11 protein-coding genes are annotated in these 14100 nt (G+C 75.0%); 2 read left to right on the top strand and 9 right to left on the bottom strand.

The window, feature by feature from the left end:
- Position 1: 1 nt before the first annotated feature.
- The 3 genes from WMF33_RS42510 to WMF33_RS42500 all read right to left on the bottom strand — a co-directional run bounded on the left by WMF33_RS42510 (position 2) and on the right by WMF33_RS42500 (position 4478).
- Positions 2-2002: a hypothetical protein gene (locus tag WMF33_RS42510; protein WP_437333936.1), complete on the bottom strand. Its 2001-nt coding sequence runs from the start codon at positions 2000-2002 to the stop codon at positions 2-4.
- Between the two features lie 185 nt (positions 2003-2187).
- Positions 2188-2802: a hypothetical protein gene (locus WMF33_RS42505; protein WP_061621764.1), complete on the bottom strand. Its 615-nt coding sequence runs from the start codon at positions 2800-2802 to the stop codon at positions 2188-2190.
- A 71-nt stretch (positions 2803-2873) separates the two neighbouring features.
- On the bottom strand, positions 2874-4478 hold the full coding sequence (locus WMF33_RS42500; RefSeq protein WP_437333935.1) for an AMP-binding protein: 1605 nt from the start codon (positions 4476-4478) through the stop codon (positions 2874-2876).
- Between the two features lie 62 nt (positions 4479-4540).
- Here WMF33_RS42500 and WMF33_RS42495 point away from each other — a divergent pair, with 62 nt between their 5' ends.
- Both WMF33_RS42495 and WMF33_RS42490 read left to right on the top strand, forming a co-directional pair.
- The gene (locus tag WMF33_RS42495; protein WP_437333934.1) at positions 4541-5320 is read left to right on the top strand and encodes a biopolymer transporter ExbD; all 780 of its coding nucleotides are present in this window, start codon (positions 4541-4543) and stop codon (positions 5318-5320) included.
- Between the two features lie 779 nt (positions 5321-6099).
- Positions 6100-7026, top strand: coding sequence for a hypothetical protein (locus tag WMF33_RS42490; RefSeq protein WP_437333933.1), 927 nt, complete (start codon positions 6100-6102; stop codon positions 7024-7026).
- A 91-nt stretch (positions 7027-7117) separates the two neighbouring features.
- Here the strand turns inward: WMF33_RS42490 and WMF33_RS42485 are convergent, their stop codons facing one another.
- From WMF33_RS42485 to WMF33_RS42460, 6 genes are all read right to left on the bottom strand, one after another.
- Complete coding sequence (locus WMF33_RS42485; RefSeq protein WP_061623273.1) at positions 7118-7687, bottom strand: DUF2085 domain-containing protein; 570 nt, start codon at positions 7685-7687, stop codon at positions 7118-7120.
- A 1-nt stretch (position 7688) separates the two neighbouring features.
- Entirely contained in the window at positions 7689-8768 is a 1080-nt protein-coding gene (locus tag WMF33_RS42480; protein ID WP_437333932.1) for a uracil-DNA glycosylase, read from the bottom strand.
- A gap of 10 nt (positions 8769-8778) precedes the next feature.
- Positions 8779-9738: a thioredoxin-disulfide reductase gene (gene trxB, locus WMF33_RS42475; protein ID WP_020740678.1), complete on the bottom strand. Its 960-nt coding sequence runs from the start codon at positions 9736-9738 to the stop codon at positions 8779-8781.
- A gap of 142 nt (positions 9739-9880) precedes the next feature.
- On the bottom strand, positions 9881-11443 hold the full coding sequence (locus WMF33_RS42470; protein WP_437333931.1) for an OmpP1/FadL family transporter: 1563 nt from the start codon (positions 11441-11443) through the stop codon (positions 9881-9883).
- A gap of 34 nt (positions 11444-11477) precedes the next feature.
- On the bottom strand, positions 11478-13238 hold the full coding sequence (locus WMF33_RS42465) for an MXAN_5187 family protein (RefSeq protein WP_437333930.1): 1761 nt from the start codon (positions 13236-13238) through the stop codon (positions 11478-11480).
- Between the two features lie 3 nt (positions 13239-13241).
- Positions 13242-14084, bottom strand: a complete 843-nt coding sequence (locus tag WMF33_RS42460) for a hypothetical protein (RefSeq protein ID WP_437333929.1) — start codon at positions 14082-14084, stop codon at positions 13242-13244.
- Positions 14085-14100: the final 16 nt, after the last annotated feature.

Here is a 14100-nt window from a genome sequence, read left to right as displayed (position 1 = left end):
CTCAGTGCACGCCGCCGACGAGCCACGCCTGCGCCGGGACGAGCACCTCTTCGGGGGAGCCTCCTCCCTGCGACGCCGGGCCGGTCGCGGTGCCGTCGCCCATGGGCGTCATGCGGAACCCGTGATCGCCGAAGACGAGCAGCAGGGTCCGCGGCGGCAGGCTGGCCATGAACCGCGCGACAACGTCGGCGACCTCCTCCGCGATGGCCTCGATCCGCTCGGCGAACGGCGGCCCCGCGGCGCGCAGGCGCGCCTCCACGAGATCGAGCTTCATCAGCTCGCGCGACCCGACCCGCTCGCGCCGCAGGGTCGCCACCGCGCGGCCGCGGGCGATGGCGGGCTCCGCCTCGCTCGGGGGCATCGTCTCGCGGAGCCCGTCCGGCCCGCGGGCGAGCAGCGAGATCTGCGCCGTCGTGGTGGGCGGCAGCGCCGCCCAGAGCAGCGAGCGCTCCACCAGGATCGCCCGATCCATCATGATCTCCTTCAGGTGGGCGGCGACGCGCTCGCCGAGGTCGAAGCGCATCGCGTCCACGAGCAGGAGCTTCACCCCGCGCGCCCCGTTGAGGCGGGCGATGCGGGCGGCGATGTCCGGGGCGTCGAACACCATGGGCGGCCGCTTGCCGGTCACGCGCAGCGCCGAGAACGCCTCGCGGTAGCTGTGCTCGAAGCTGGTCCTCCAGCTGTCGACGACGCCGCGCACGGCCGCGTCCGTCTCGCCCGCGAGCGTCGCGCCGAGGAGCGGCGTGTAGTGGGTCGCGAACAGCTGCTCGATGACCCGGACCGGCTTCGGGCCGCGGGCGTTGTCGAGCTCGACGGCGAGCGCTCGCCACTCGGCCGCGCTGAGGATGCGGTTGCGCGGCGCCTTCCGCTCCCTGCGCGTCGGCGGCAGCGCGTCGTTGTCCGCGTGGGCGGCCTCGGCGACCGGCGCAGCGGGCGCGATGGGCGCGGCGGGCGCGATCGGCGCGGCCTCGTGCGCGGCTCGCGGCGGCCTGAGCGTGGTCCCCGCGCCCTCGATCGCAGCGCCAGGGTTGGCGGGCGGCGCGCCCGGATCGGCGGGCGCCACGGCCGGGTCGACGCTGGCCAGGGCCATCGCCAGCGTCTCGTTCGCGGCGGGCGGCGAGCCCGCTCCCTGCGCCGGCGCGGCCCCCAGGCCTCTCCCGGGGGCGAGGACGGCCGCCGGTGCGTCCGGGCGGCGGATCCTCGACGAGCGGGGGGGCAGCACGCCGCGCGGCCTCGCCTCGGTCCGCCCCTCGGCGGCGGCGGGCGACGCGGGCGCTGCGGGCGGCTCGGAGGCCGTCGGCTCGGCCGGGAGCGCCTCGTCCGGGGCGGGCGCGGCGGCGCTCGGCTGCGTCGGCCGGATGGGCCGCTCCGGCTCACGCGCGGCGAGGCCGCGCTCCGGCTCGCGTGCGGCGAGGCCGCGCTCCGGCTCGCGCGCGGCGAGGCCGCGCGCCTGCGCGCGAATGTGGGAGGCGGCGCCGTGCCCCTCGGGCGCGTTCCTCTCGACGAGGTCCGCGAGGGGCACCGGCGCGAGCACCTGCGCGGACCTGTCGACCTCATCGAACACGAGGGCGACGGGCGCCTCGCGCGCCGCGCCGAGCCACGCGAGGAGCGTCGCGCTGTCCTCCGGGTGGAGCGCGCCCCGCGCGCCGCCCGCGAGCCGCGGCAGGCCGACGGCGAGCCCCGCGGCGCCGAGCGCCCTCGCGCGGAAGACCTGGTCGGCGATCACCGCCTCGAGCGGGGCGCCTTCCTGGACCCGCGGCGGCAGCGCGCCGCGCATGGCCAGCGCGAGCTCTACGGCCTCGTCGAGCGCGGCGCGGAGCTGCCCGTCCTGCGCCGCCGGGGCGCTCGCCCAGAGGAAGCGCCGCGCCCTGAGCTCGCGCTCGGCGCCTTCGCCCTGCCCGCTTGCGGCGAAGCGGGCCAGTCCGGACGGGGGCACAGGGGGGGACGGCGGTCGGCCCTCCTCGGAGGCAACGTCGAGGCGGGAGACAGGATCGAGGCGCATCGCGCGGCAACCTCGCAGAACTCACCGAAACGGGCCAAGTTTCGGCGATCGGGCGGCGATGGGACGGCAATCGGGCGGCGACCGGGCGGCGACCGGGCGGCGACCGGGCGGCGACCGGGCGGCGACCGGGCGGCGATCGATGCGCGGAGGCGGCGGGCGCCCCCCCTCCGCGGCGGGGCGCGGGGTCAGCCGGACTCGCGCGCGGTCTCGGCCATGAGCGCGAGCAGGGCGCAGGCGATGGCGAACCGGGCGTCGATCCTCCCCTGGTTCATCGACAGGTCGAGCGTGAACTCCTTGACGAAGAACCGGAACACCTGGGTCACCTTCGCGACCTCCTGCTGGTGCAGCTCGATGTGCCACTTGCCGACGAGGAGCGGGAACATGCGGCGGAGCAGCGCGGCGCCGTCCTCCTGCATCAGCCCGACCGGCTGATCCGCGGGATCGAGGATGTCCCACGTATCGCGGACGATCGATTTGAGGCCGCGCGAGCGGATGGTCCCGACCCGCTCGCCGGTGCGCGCGTCGAGGACGTCCAGGCACCGGTTCAGGGCGACGACCTGCCGCGACCGGATGGTGAGCAGCGGCTGCGACTCCGACTCATCGGCGAAGAGGGTGAACTCCTGGCGCAGCTTGAGCAGCGGGTGCTTGACGAAGCACACGAGGGTGCCGTCGGGCGCATAGACGTGGAACTTGCGGCCGAGCAGCGACCAGAAGGGCCGCTTGATGGTGTAGGTGGGGTGCGCGAACGGCTGAACCGCGAGGCCGCCGTACGCGGCCGGGCCGAAGGGGGCAGTCTGCATCGGGCCGAGTAGGCCGGAGCGGAGCGGCTCGGTCAAGCACGTCCGCCGCGCGGCTCGGGCGGCTCTCGCCGTCACCCCGCGCGCGGGTCCCTCCCTCCGGAGCCGCCCGCAGCGATCGCCTTCACGAGCTCCGGCTTGACGACCTTGCCCATCGCGTTGCGCGGCAGGCTCGGTACGACGAGCGACTCGCGCGGGACCTTGTAGGGCGCGAGCCGCTCCTTCGCCCAGGCGCGGAGCGGTCCGGTCGCGCACTCCGCCTCTCGCCCCGGCGCGGCGACGACGACCGCGACGACGCGCTCGCCCCACGCCTCGTCCGGGACGCCGATCACCGCGACCTCGGCGATCGCGCCGTGCTCCCGCAGCGCCTCCTCGATCTCGAGGGCCGACAGCTTGTACCCGCCGCTCTTGAGGATATCGACCGAGGTCCGCCCGAGGAGCCGGAAGCACCCGTCGCTGGAGCGCTCCGCGACGTCGCCCGTGCGGAACCAGCCGTCCTGGAAGGCGGCGGCGGTGGCGTCCTCGCGCCCGAGGTAGCCCTTGAAGACGCTCGGCCCGCGGATCCAGAGCTCGCCCCGCGCGACCGCGGCGCCGCCGGGCCGCGCCGGCGCCTCGCCCGGCGCCCACTCCGACGCGTTGCCCGCGTCGTCGGTGATGCGGGCCTCGACGGTCGGCAGCGGGGAGCCGACCCAGCCCGCCCGCCGGCCGCCCGGATCGAGCGGGTTGCTCAGCCCGACGCCGATCTCGGTCATCCCGAAGCGCTCGAGCGGGATCGCGCCGGTGAGGTCGCGCCAGCGCTCGGCCAGCGTCACCGGCAGCGCCGCCGAGCCGCTCGTCGCGAGCCGTAGGGCCCGCGCCCCCGCGGCGAAGCCGGGCGCGCCGCCGCGGTCGATCTGCTCGAACAGCCGCTGGTACATGGTGGGCACCGCCATGAACGCCGTGACGGAGCCGCGCGCGATCTCGGCGGCGACGCGCTCGGCGTCGAAGCGCGGCAGCATCCTCGTCGCGCTGCCCGCGAGCAGCGACGTCGTGAGCGCGATGACGACGCCGTGGAGGTGGTGCAGCGGCAGCGCGTGCAGCAGCGCGTCGTGCTCGGAGAAGCCCCAGGCCGCGCGCAGGAGCTCCGCCTGCACGGCCAGGTTGCGGTGCGTGAGGAGCGCCCCCTTCGGCTTGCCGGTCGTGCCGCTCGTGTAGAGCAAGAGCGCCGGATCGTCCGCGGCGATGTCGGAGAGCGCCCCCTCCGGCCCCGGGGCGGCGCGCTCGAGGTCCTCCACGCGGAGCACCGAGCGGCCCTGCGCGATCGGGGCGGCCACCCCGGCGAGCTCGTCGCCGACGAGGATCCGCCGCACGCCGGCGTCGCTCGCGAGCCATGCGAGCTCTGCCGGCGGGTACAGGGCCGACAGCGGCAGCGCGATCCCGCCGGCGAGGAGGACGCCGAGGAAGGCCGAGACCCACGCCGCGCCGGGCGGCACGAGGAGCAGGATCCGCTCCCCCTCGAGGGAGCTCGGGCCCGCGAGCGCGTCGGCGCCGCGCCGCCCGCCGTCGGCGAGCAGCGCGCCGCGGACGCGGAGGGCTCGCTCGGTGAGCGCCGCGAAGGAGGTCTGCCCCCGGTCGTCCTCGACGGCGGTTCGGGCGGACGATCCGAGCTGAGCGAGCCGTTCCACGAGCGGGGAAGCCATCGCGCGAACTCTCGCACAGCGAAGGTGCGCGGAGCCAGGCCGGTTGGTTACACTGCCGCGCCATGCGAGCTTCCTGCCTCTGTTCCGGCGTCTTGCCCCGCCTCGCGGCCGTCGCCGGTCTGACCCTGGCCGCGGCGGCGTGCGAGAGCGCGCCGAAGCCGCCCGAGCCCGGCCCCGCCGCCACCGCGGCTCCGGTCGCCGAGGCGCCCGCCGAGCCGCCGAAGCCGAAGGGCATGCCCGAGCTGCTCGTCGACTCGATGGGCCCCTACATCGGCGGCCAGCGCGTGGACCTCTCGCAGAAGGACGGCGCGGAGAAGCTCTCGAAGGTGATCCGCGCGCTGCCGATCGAGGGCAAGCCGGTCACGCTGCTCGCCGAGAAGAAGGCGAAGCCGAGCGCGGTGGCCGCCGTCGTGACGGAGCTCGGCGCGGCCGGCGCGCCGACGGTGCTCATCAAGACCGACGGCCGCGACGACCTCCCGAAGGAGATCACGGTGGTCCCGGAGGGGCGCGTGTCGAAGCCCCCCGCGTGCGCCGTCAGCGCGATGGTGCTGAAGGACCTCGCGACCGCGATCTGGCCGTTCGGCGGCGGCATGGGCAAGCGCCAGCGCAAGGGGCTCGCCGGCCCGGATCTGTCGCACACCGGCGAGCAGCTCACGAAGGACATCGCCGCGTGCAGCGCGTCGGTGGCGTTCTTCTCGGCGGACGACGAGGTGCCGTGGGAGATGGCGCACAACCTGGCGGGCACGATCCTCGGCTCCGACGCGAAGAAGAAGCTCGCGACGCTCGTCCTGCTCCGCGCTGCCCCGGTCGCGGGGCGGCCGGTGCAGCTCGGTGGAGGCTGACGTGCGCTGCGCCGGGGGCGCCGTCGCCCTGGATCGCCGCCCCCTCAGGGGCGCGTCCGCCGAGAGGGGCGTCCCGCGCGCCCGGCGCGTGCCGTTGCGAGCAAGCTGTCGATTTCTCGTCGGACGAGACGCCGTGTGCTCATGTCGAGCGCGGGGGTGGCCGGATGGGGCCACGCGGCACGATCCGGCACACGGGATGGCGCTGCGAGCGCACGGAAACCGCGGGCGGGCGCTCGCCGTTGGGGCCGGCCTGGATCATGAATAGGGCGAGTCGCAGATCCCCTGCGCCATCGGGGGCGTGACGATCACGGGAGGATGGTTCGGACATGTCGAAGCGACTTCTTGCATCGGCCCGCGCGAACAGGGGCCGCAGCCTCCGTCCTCGGGCTTCTCAGCCCCGCATGTCGGCGGCGCCTGAGGGGCCGGCGCTCGCGACGCAGGACTCGACGCGGCCGCCGGCGAGCGACCAGGACGTCGCCGGGGCGGCCGCGGACCTCTCCGATGCTCCTGAGGGGGCAGCCGACGCCGGCGCGGCCGCTGTGCCCCCGGCCGTCGAGGCGCCTGCCGCGTTGCCGGCAGCGCGGGAGGCCGCTGCTCCGCTGGTCGCGGAGGCGCCCGCCGCTCGCGCGTCCGTGGAGGCGCCCGCTCGCGCGTCCGTGGAGGCGCCCGCTCGCGCGGCCGTGGAGGCGCCCGCTGCTTCGCGGGTCTCCGAAGCGCCGGCCCCGTCGAGCCGCGTGGGCGACGCGGCGCCTCGCAAGGTGCAGGATTCCGAGCCGCCGATGCCGCAGCAGCGAGCCGGCGCCTCGGAGCAACCGGCAGCCGCCGCGTCCTCGTCCGAGGAGCCGGCGCCGGACTCGGACGCGCTCGATCTGATCGACCCTTCCTCGCCGACGGCGGCGTTCTTCCGGCGCGAGGAGGAGTCGTTCCCGCCGCTCACCGAAGCGGCCAGCGATCCCGACGACCACGCCGACGAGCGCCTCGTGGTGGTGCATCAGCTGTCGCCCGAGACGCTCGCCCGCCGGGCGCGCCTTCGCCGGATCGTCGCGGCGGTCGCGGGGCTCGCCGGGGTGATCTCCGTCGCGGTGGTCGCCAAGTCGGTGGTCGCGAGCAAGCCGTCCGCGCCTGCGCCGATCGCGATGGTGGCGCCCGTGTCGAAGCCGGCGCACGCGCAGGCGAAGCTCGTGGCCGTGGCGGGGAATCCTTCCCCTGCACGGGAGACCGCGCCAGCGCCGGCGGGGCCGGCACCCGCCGCCGCGAAGGGGGCGGAGGCCGCTCCGGATCCGCTGAAGGAGGCGGAGAAGGCTGCCGCGGAGAAGGCCGAGGCGGAGAAGGCTGCCGCAGAGCAGGCCGAGGCGGAGAAGGCCGCGGCGGCAGAGGCGGAGAGGCTCGCGGCGGCAGAGGCGGAGAAGGCCGCTGCTGCTGAGGCGGAGAAGGCCGCGGCGCCCGCGGCCAACGCCGAGGACGCAAGCAAGCTGAAGAAGGAAGCGCTGAGCTTCCTCAACCGCGGCAGGTACAAGGACGCGATCGAGGCGTCGCGCGCGGCGATCGCGGCCGATCCGACCGACGCGCTGCCCTATCTCTACCTGGGCTCGGCGCTCCAGGACACGGGCAAGTGGAAGGACGGCGTCGCGGCGTACAGCGAGTGTGTTCGCCATGCGACGAAGGGCCCCGTGCACGAGTGCAGGGCCATGGGCGGTCGCAAGTAGCGCGCACCCTGGGCGACGAGCGCGCTGCGCACGGCCCGGGCGACCAGCGCGCCGTGCGCAGCCCGGGCGCCGTTCGGGGGCGAGCTTGCGCTCAGCCCGGACGGCGAGCGAGCTGCGCGAGGAACCCCGCGGTCACGGCGTAGCCGAAGGCCAGGCCCGTGGCGAGGCGGGTGGCATGCCAGGGGGGGCGCAGCCCGAGGTCCTGGGTCGCCACGTCGAGCGCCATCAACGCGCTGAGGGCGATGAGGATCGGCCGCCACGCCGACATCGTCAGCCGAGGCCGCGCGATCGCGGCGCCCGCCGCGACGCCGGCGAAGATGCCGGCGCAGCGGCTGCAGAGCGGCATCACGACGCCCTCGAGCGCGAGCGACCGCTCCGGCATGCGGTGGCACAGCGGCGCGAAGAGGCGATCGAGCGCGGCGCCGAGCCCTCCGAGCGGCAGGGTGCTCCGCGCCAGGAGGATGCACCAGGGCAGGGCGCCGACGAGCGCCAGCGCGCAGCGCACCGCCGAGAGCCGCGGCGACGGCTCGGCCGCGGTCGAGCCACCGGAGGGCCGCGCCGCAGCGCCGTCGAGCCCGGCGGAGGGCGCCTGCGCCGCGGCGCCGGCGCTTGCGGGCGCCTGCGCCGCCGAGGTCTCGCGCCCGGAGGCGCACGCAGTCACGTCAGCCCCGGTCGGGCGCGCTCTTGCCGAGGTGGCGCATCACCTCTTTCAGGTCGCTCCAGACCTCTCGCTTCGCGCCCGGCTGGCGCAGCAGGTAGGCCGGATGGAACGTGGGCATGATCGGGATCGAGCCCTTATAGAGCTTCCACGTCCCGCGGAGCTTCGTGATCCCCTCGGTCGTGCCGATCAGCCCCTGCACCGCGGTGGCGCCGAGCGCGACGATCACCTTCGGCTTGATCAGCGCGAGCTGGGACGCGAGGTAGGGGCTGCAGGCCGCCATCTCGGCGGGCTCCGGCTTCCGGTTCTTCGGCGGCCGGCACTTCACGATGTTGCAGATGTAGACGCCGTCGCGGTGGTACCCCATCGCCGCGATCATCTTGTCGAGCAGCTGCCCCGCCGGGCCGACGAACGGCTCCCCCTGCTGATCCTCTTCTGCCCCTGGCCCCTCGCCGACGAACACGATCTCGGAGAGCGGGTCGCCGCGCGAGAACACCGTGTGGGTGCGGCCCTCGTGGAGCGGGCACTTCTGGCAGGTGCGGACCTCTTCCGCGATGAGCGAGAGCCGCGCCAAGCGCTCCTCGGGCGCGTCCGGCTGCGCTGCCGCGATCGCGCGCGCAGCCGGTTCGGCGCGGGGCGCCGCCGCGGCGCTCACGGCAGGGCGGGGGGACGGCTCGGGAGCCCGCGGCGGCTGCACCGGCGCCCGCGCCGGCTGCGCCTCGGCGGCGCGCTGCTCGGGGTGCGGCGGGGAGGCGAAGGCGGCGCGCTGCTCCGGATGCGCCGGGGCGGCGCCGCCGGCGCTGCGCTGCGCTGCCGGCGCGAAGGCCGCGCCCGCTGGCGGCGCGAAGGCCGCGCCGCCGCCACCACGCGGCGCCGCCGGCGCGGGCGCGTCCAGCCCGGCGAAGCCCCGGTCCGGCCGCCGAGCGGCCGGCGGACCGCCTTCCGAGGACGACGCGCCCAGCGCCTCGTGGAGCGCCGAAGGGTCGCCCGGCAGCCCGTCCGCGCCGGTCATCGCGTGCCATTCCAGGAACGCCCGGACCGAGGCGGTCAGATCGGCGAGCTCTTCGCGCAGCGCGTCCACCATCGCCGTCCCTTCAGTGGCCGCCCTGCTGCGCGAGCCAGCGCTCCGCGTCGAGCGCGGCCATGCAGCCCGTGCCGGCGGCCGTCACGGCCTGGCGGTAGTTCCAGTCCTGCACGTCGCCCGCGGCGAAGACGCCGGGGATGTTCGTGCGCGTCGAGCCCGGCACCGTCTTCAGGTAGCCGTTCGGGTGCGTCTCGAGCTGCCCCACGAAGAGATCCGTCATCGGCGTGTGGCCGATCGCGACGAACATCGCCGCCGCCGGCACGAGGTGGCTGTCGCCGGTCCTGAGGTTCTTGACGCGGACGCCGGTCACCATGTCGGCCTTCACGTCGAGCACCTCCTCCACGACGTGGCTGTAGAGGATCTTGATCTTCGGGTTCTCGACCACGCGCTGGACCATCGCCTTCGACGCCCGGAACTCGTCGCGGCGGTGCACCAGCGTGACGCTGCTGCAGAGCCCGGACAGGTACGAGGCCTCCTCCATCGCCGTGTCGCCGCCGCCGACGACCACGACGTCCTGGCCGCGGAAGAGCGCGCCGTCGCAGACGGCGCAGGCGCTGACGCCCTTGTTCTTGAGCTTCTCCTCGCTCTCGAGGCCGAGGTAGTTGGCGCGCGCGCCCGTCGCGATCACCACCGCCTTCGCCAGGTAGAGCGTGTCCTCCACCCACACCTTGAACGGGTGGCCCGTGAGCTCGACCTTGGTCACGTCCGCGGTCACGATCTCCGTGCCCTGATGCGCGGCCTGGTCGCGAAAGCGCTGCATCAGCTCCTGGCCGGTGATCTTCTCGGGGAAGCCGGGGTAGTTCTCCACGTCGGTCGTGAACATGAGCTGGCCCCCCGGGATCAGGCCGCCGGCGCTGAAGCCCTCGATGAGGAGCGGCTTCAGGTTGGCGCGCGCCGCGTAGATGGCGGCGGTGAGCCCGGCAGGACCGGAGCCGATGATGACCAGGTTACGGACGTTCGATTCACTCATGGTGGAGCCATCTTATAGGCGCGACCGCCTTCCGCGTCGACCGCCCGGCGCGCCGCCGCGCCCCCGTCGCGCCGCATTGGGCCGCGGCCGCGCCGCATTGCGCCGCGCCCCCCGCCGCTTCCACGCGCGATCGGCCGCCCGCTCAGAAGCGCATCGTTCCGCTCAGACCGAACTCGTCCAGGCTGCTCTCGAAGCGGCCGCCGTTCACGCTCTGGATGCTGCGGTAGCCGCTCGGCACGGCGCCGGAGACGGCCTTGATGCGCCCCTTCCCGCCGTTGTCCAGCGGGCCGAAGGACGTGTGCTGAAACGCCGCCGAAATGTCGACCGGGCCGATGCGCGCGGTCACGCCGGCCCCGACGCCGACCCGATAGCCGAGGTGGAAATCGAGGTTCAGATCGGCGTCGTCCTGCCCCTTCTGCTCGAAGAAGCCGCCGGCCCTCAGCGCGAGGAGATTTTGGAGCACGACGAAATCGCCGCCGAGCCGGACTCCCAAGACGTCGCGCCAGCGGTGCGGGACGTCGGCGTTGGGCGGCACCGTGCCCACGACCGTGCCGCGCACCGGGATGCCCTCGCGAAACCGCACCTCGATCGCGTCGACCGCGCTGTTGTTGGCCCAGGTGAAGTCGAGCTCCACGTCGAAGAGATCGTCGATCATCGGGTCGCGGGTGCGCGGCGCGGCGGCGGTGGGCTGCGCGGGCCGCAGGGCGAAGGCGCGCGGCCGGTGGTACCGGAGGCCGAGCTTCGCCTCCATCGGGATCGGCATCCTGAGCTCGCCCGCGCCCCGCGCCTCGGTGACGTTGCACCCGGGCGCCTCGCCCCTGCACGGGTCCTCGTTCTTCACCCCCGCCGGCGTCCAGTAGCGCGACTCGACGGTCAGGTCGGTCTTCGCGCGCACCGCGTCCTGCCACTTGAACCACGCGCCCAGATCGAGGTGCGCCGTCGCCGCCCAGCGCGCGCCGAGGACGAAGCCCGGGACGAAGAGATCCTCCGCCTCCGCGCGCGTGCGCAGATCGCCGTGCGCGTTGAAGTCGTCGCCGCCCGCGGCCGAGGTCGCCTCGGCGAAGTTGACGAAGTCGATGACCGCCGCGCCCCAGATGAAGCCGGCGCCGATCGAGACCCCCTCCGTCGGCGTGAAGCCGACCGAGAGCGTCGGCATCAGCATCAGGGCGTCGAGCGACACGAGCAGGTACCGCTGGGGCGACGGCTGCGTCATCTCGCCGAAGCTCGGGTGCGTGTACGGGAGCGACTCGGGCCAGGACCGCGCGCCGACGCCGTGCGGGCCGAGCGCCGCGACGCCGACGGCGAGCGCGTCGCTCACGCGGAAGGTCGCGGCGAGCTGGGGGTTCGGGAAGATGCCGCCCTCGGCGCACACCTCCGGGTCCGGGCCCCCCTCGCTGCCGGGCGCCGGGATCGCCGTCGTCGTGCTCGGCGGGACGGGGCGCCCGTCGGGGCCGAGGCGCGTGAAGCACTGCGCCTGGTGGATGAAGTGGACGCCGCCGTGCACGCTGCTCCGCTGCGCGGCGAGCCCCGCCGGGTTGAAGTAGGCCGCGAGCGGATCGTCGGCCCGCGCGACCCACGCCCCGCCGCGGCCGAGCTGGAGCACCCCGATGTCAGGCGAGTCGAGCCCCGACGACGCGCGCGCCGCGCCGGCGGCCACCATCGCAGCGAACGCGGCGCCCGCGGCGCCGGCAGCTCCTCGTCTCATGGTCTCCGTCTCCGCGCGGGCGATCCCCGGCGGGTCACTTCACCGGCGACGCCTTGAGCGCCGCCTTGCCGTCCTTCACGTAGACCGTGAAGCGCACCCGCGAGCAGTTGTGGCGCGCCACGAGCGCGTCCTTGTTGCGCTGCAGCGTCCCCTTGAACTTCTCGAAGGTGAGGGCGTTCGTGGGCTCCCCGCACTGCTGCTTGACCGACAGGAACTCCTCGTAGACGGCGTTCCACTCGGCGAGCTCGTCCGGGTCCCCCGCGCCGTCCTGCCGCGCGGCCGGGGCCTCCGGGGCGCTCGTCGCCTCGGCGACGGGGGGCGCCGGGGCGGGCGCGCCCGGCGCCTTGGGCGGCGGCGGCGGCGGGCGCCGCGGCGGCGGGAGCCCGGGGGCGCCCGTCGGGCCGCGCGGGGAGAGCGCGATGTTCGCGTCCGAGATCTCCTCGACCGCCTCGACCGGCTCCTCGGAGTCGCGGGCGGGCGGGGGGTTGCTGAGCGGGTGCGAGCCGGGCCGCCGCGTCGGGCCGCGCGGGCTCACCATCGGCTTCGGGTACGACGGGCGCGAATCGGGGCGCGGCTCGCCGGGGCCGAGCGGCACCGAGAACGCGCTCATCGCCGGCTGCGCCGGGATCGGGCCGAGCACCTGCTCGAGGTCGGCGGCCTTCCTGGGCGCGCCGCCCTTCGCGGCCACCTTCTCGACGCCGTCGTTGATGTCGGCCGCGATCTTCCGGTACGCGCCGCGGAACCGGCTCGGCGCCAGCACGTCGACCTCGCCCTTCGCGAAGCGCGCCGCCTCGTTGCGGAAGACGTGGAGCGGCCGCGTGTGCTCCAGGAACGAGAAGGCCAGCCCGATCGCGGCCAGGACGAGGGTGCCGGCCAGGAGCAGCAGCGTGGGCACCTGGCTCTTGTCGTCGTTGTTCGCCTTGTCGAGGAAGTTGAGCGGCGAGTCGACCGACGCCGCGAGGCGGCCGACCGCGTAGCCGGCGCCCAGCTCCCACGCCTCGCCGGGCAGCCGCGCGTAGACGACGCCGAGGTGCTTGCCGATGACGCGCACCTCGGAGCGCCCCTTCTCGATGTAGTCCTTGTTGTCGTCGAGCAGCTTCAGATCCTGCGTGATCTGGTCGAGGTTCGCCTTGTCGAACCCCTCGGGCGCGCCGGAGGCGACGCGCGCCCCCTCGGCGTAGAAGCCCACGGCGGCGCCGGTGCGCTTCGTGACCGCGCGGGCGAAGGTGTCGTCGATGATCTTGGCGCCGATCACGGCCCCGACCGGCTCGCCGTTGACGTCCTGCTCGACGGGGCGCGCGACGACGCGGAGGATGCGGCCCTTCCAGACCCACGCGTCGTCGCGGATCCAGCCGTGGAGGGCGTCGGCGACGAGCGGGTAGCCGCCGAGCTCCCAGTCCTCGCGGTGCTCGAAGTCCACCGACGCGACGACCCGGCCGGCCGCGTCGACGGCCCACACGTGGTCGAACTTCAGCTCCGGGGGCACCTCGGCGACCGCGCTGCGCAGCGCGGTGCGGGCCTTCTCGCGCTGCTCGGCGCCCGGCTTGGGGTCGGCCGACGACTTGGCGAGCGCCGTCCGCAGGGCCGGGTTCAGCGCGACGCGGATGAGCGCGCTCGATCGTTTTCGGGCGTCGTCGTTGAGGAACCACTCGACGGCGCTGGAGTCGGCGCTGAGCGCCTCGCTCATCGCGCGGTGGCTCGAGCGGTTGTAGAGCTGGGCGGCGACGAAGAGGACGAAGATCGCGGCGCCGAGCGCGAGCGCGAGCACCCCGTACCAGAAGCGCGACAGCAGCATGGCCTACTTTCCTGCCTCCGCGCTCGGCCCACCGGCCTCGCCGACGACGACGGGCTCCTTGAGGAGCTGCTGGTCCGGCCCCGGCTTGACGACGGCCTCGACGGTCTTTCCGACCGGCTCGCCGTTGAAGTAGCCCTGGAGCATGTACGTGCCGGCCTCGACCTCCAGGGCGAAGTTCCCCTGACGATCCGGGTAGGCGCTCGCCACGGCCTTCGGCTCGACGACGATCCACGACCGGATGCTCGGGGCGAGCTGGTCGCGGATCTCGTACTTGCCCGGCCCTGGCGGCGTCCAGGCGCGGGTCTTTGCGGCGGCGATCTCGACCGGCGGCAGCGCCTTGTTGCCGACGTCGTAGATCTTGTGCGGGAACGGATCGTGGTTCTCGAACTGGATCTGCTGGCCCGGGGCGACGACGACGGTCACGGGCGAGGTGCGGCCGCCCGAGATGACGACGGTCCGCGGCGTCTTTTGCGGCTCGCCCTTCTCGCCGAGCGCGACGACGCACAGCTCCTTCGGCATGTAGCCGACGAGCGCGCGGACGTCGGCGCGGACGGTCGGGGAGGGCTCGCGGAACGTGTACCGGTTCGCCTTCGGGTCCTTGGCCTCGTTCCAGACCGGGTTCAGGAGCTTGGGCATGCCCGTGGTCCTGCCCTTGAGCGTCACCGCGGCCAGGGCCGCCCCGGGCGCCATGAGGATCGCGAGCGTCAGGGCCAGGCGCCGTGCGAGGCGCGCGCGGCCGGGGGCGCGGCGCCCGAGGTGGCTCGACGACCCAAACCGCGCTGCGCCGGCGAGCGGGCGCCGCTCGTCGTGCTGCGCTCCTGCAGATCGAGGGGATCTCGTGTCCATCGCAGGGCCGAAGCTA

The sequence above is a fragment of the Sorangium sp. So ce394 genome, assembly GCF_051474665.1.
In the GTDB taxonomy this organism is placed as follows: Bacteria; Myxococcota_A; Polyangia; order Polyangiales; family Polyangiaceae; genus Sorangium; species Sorangium cellulosum_D.
This window is presented reverse-complemented; position numbering and strand designations above follow the sequence as displayed.

Excerpts from the sequence above, each read along its gene's own strand:
- WMF33_RS42505 (WP_061621764.1), bottom strand. The coding sequence starts at position 2,802 with ATGCAGACTGCCCCCTTCGGCCCGGCCGCGTACGGCGGCCTCGCGGTT.
- trxB (WP_020740678.1), bottom strand. The coding sequence starts at position 9,738 with ATGAGTGAATCGAACGTCCGTAACCTGGTCATCATCGGCTCCGGTCCT.
- WMF33_RS42495 (WP_437333934.1), top strand. The coding sequence starts at position 4,541 with ATGCGAGCTTCCTGCCTCTGTTCCGGCGTCTTGCCCCGCCTCGCGGCC.
- WMF33_RS42460 (WP_437333929.1), bottom strand. The coding sequence starts at position 14,084 with ATGGACACGAGATCCCCTCGATCTGCAGGAGCGCAGCACGACGAGCGG.
- WMF33_RS42470 (WP_437333931.1), bottom strand. The coding sequence starts at position 11,443 with ATGAGACGAGGAGCTGCCGGCGCCGCGGGCGCCGCGTTCGCTGCGATG.
- WMF33_RS42510 (WP_437333936.1), bottom strand. The coding sequence starts at position 2,002 with ATGCGCCTCGATCCTGTCTCCCGCCTCGACGTTGCCTCCGAGGAGGGC.
- WMF33_RS42490 (WP_437333933.1), top strand. The coding sequence starts at position 6,100 with ATGCCGCAGCAGCGAGCCGGCGCCTCGGAGCAACCGGCAGCCGCCGCG.
- WMF33_RS42500 (WP_437333935.1), bottom strand. The coding sequence starts at position 4,478 with ATGGCTTCCCCGCTCGTGGAACGGCTCGCTCAGCTCGGATCGTCCGCC.
- WMF33_RS42465 (WP_437333930.1), bottom strand. The coding sequence starts at position 13,238 with ATGCTGCTGTCGCGCTTCTGGTACGGGGTGCTCGCGCTCGCGCTCGGC.
- WMF33_RS42480 (WP_437333932.1), bottom strand. The coding sequence starts at position 8,768 with ATGGTGGACGCGCTGCGCGAAGAGCTCGCCGATCTGACCGCCTCGGTC.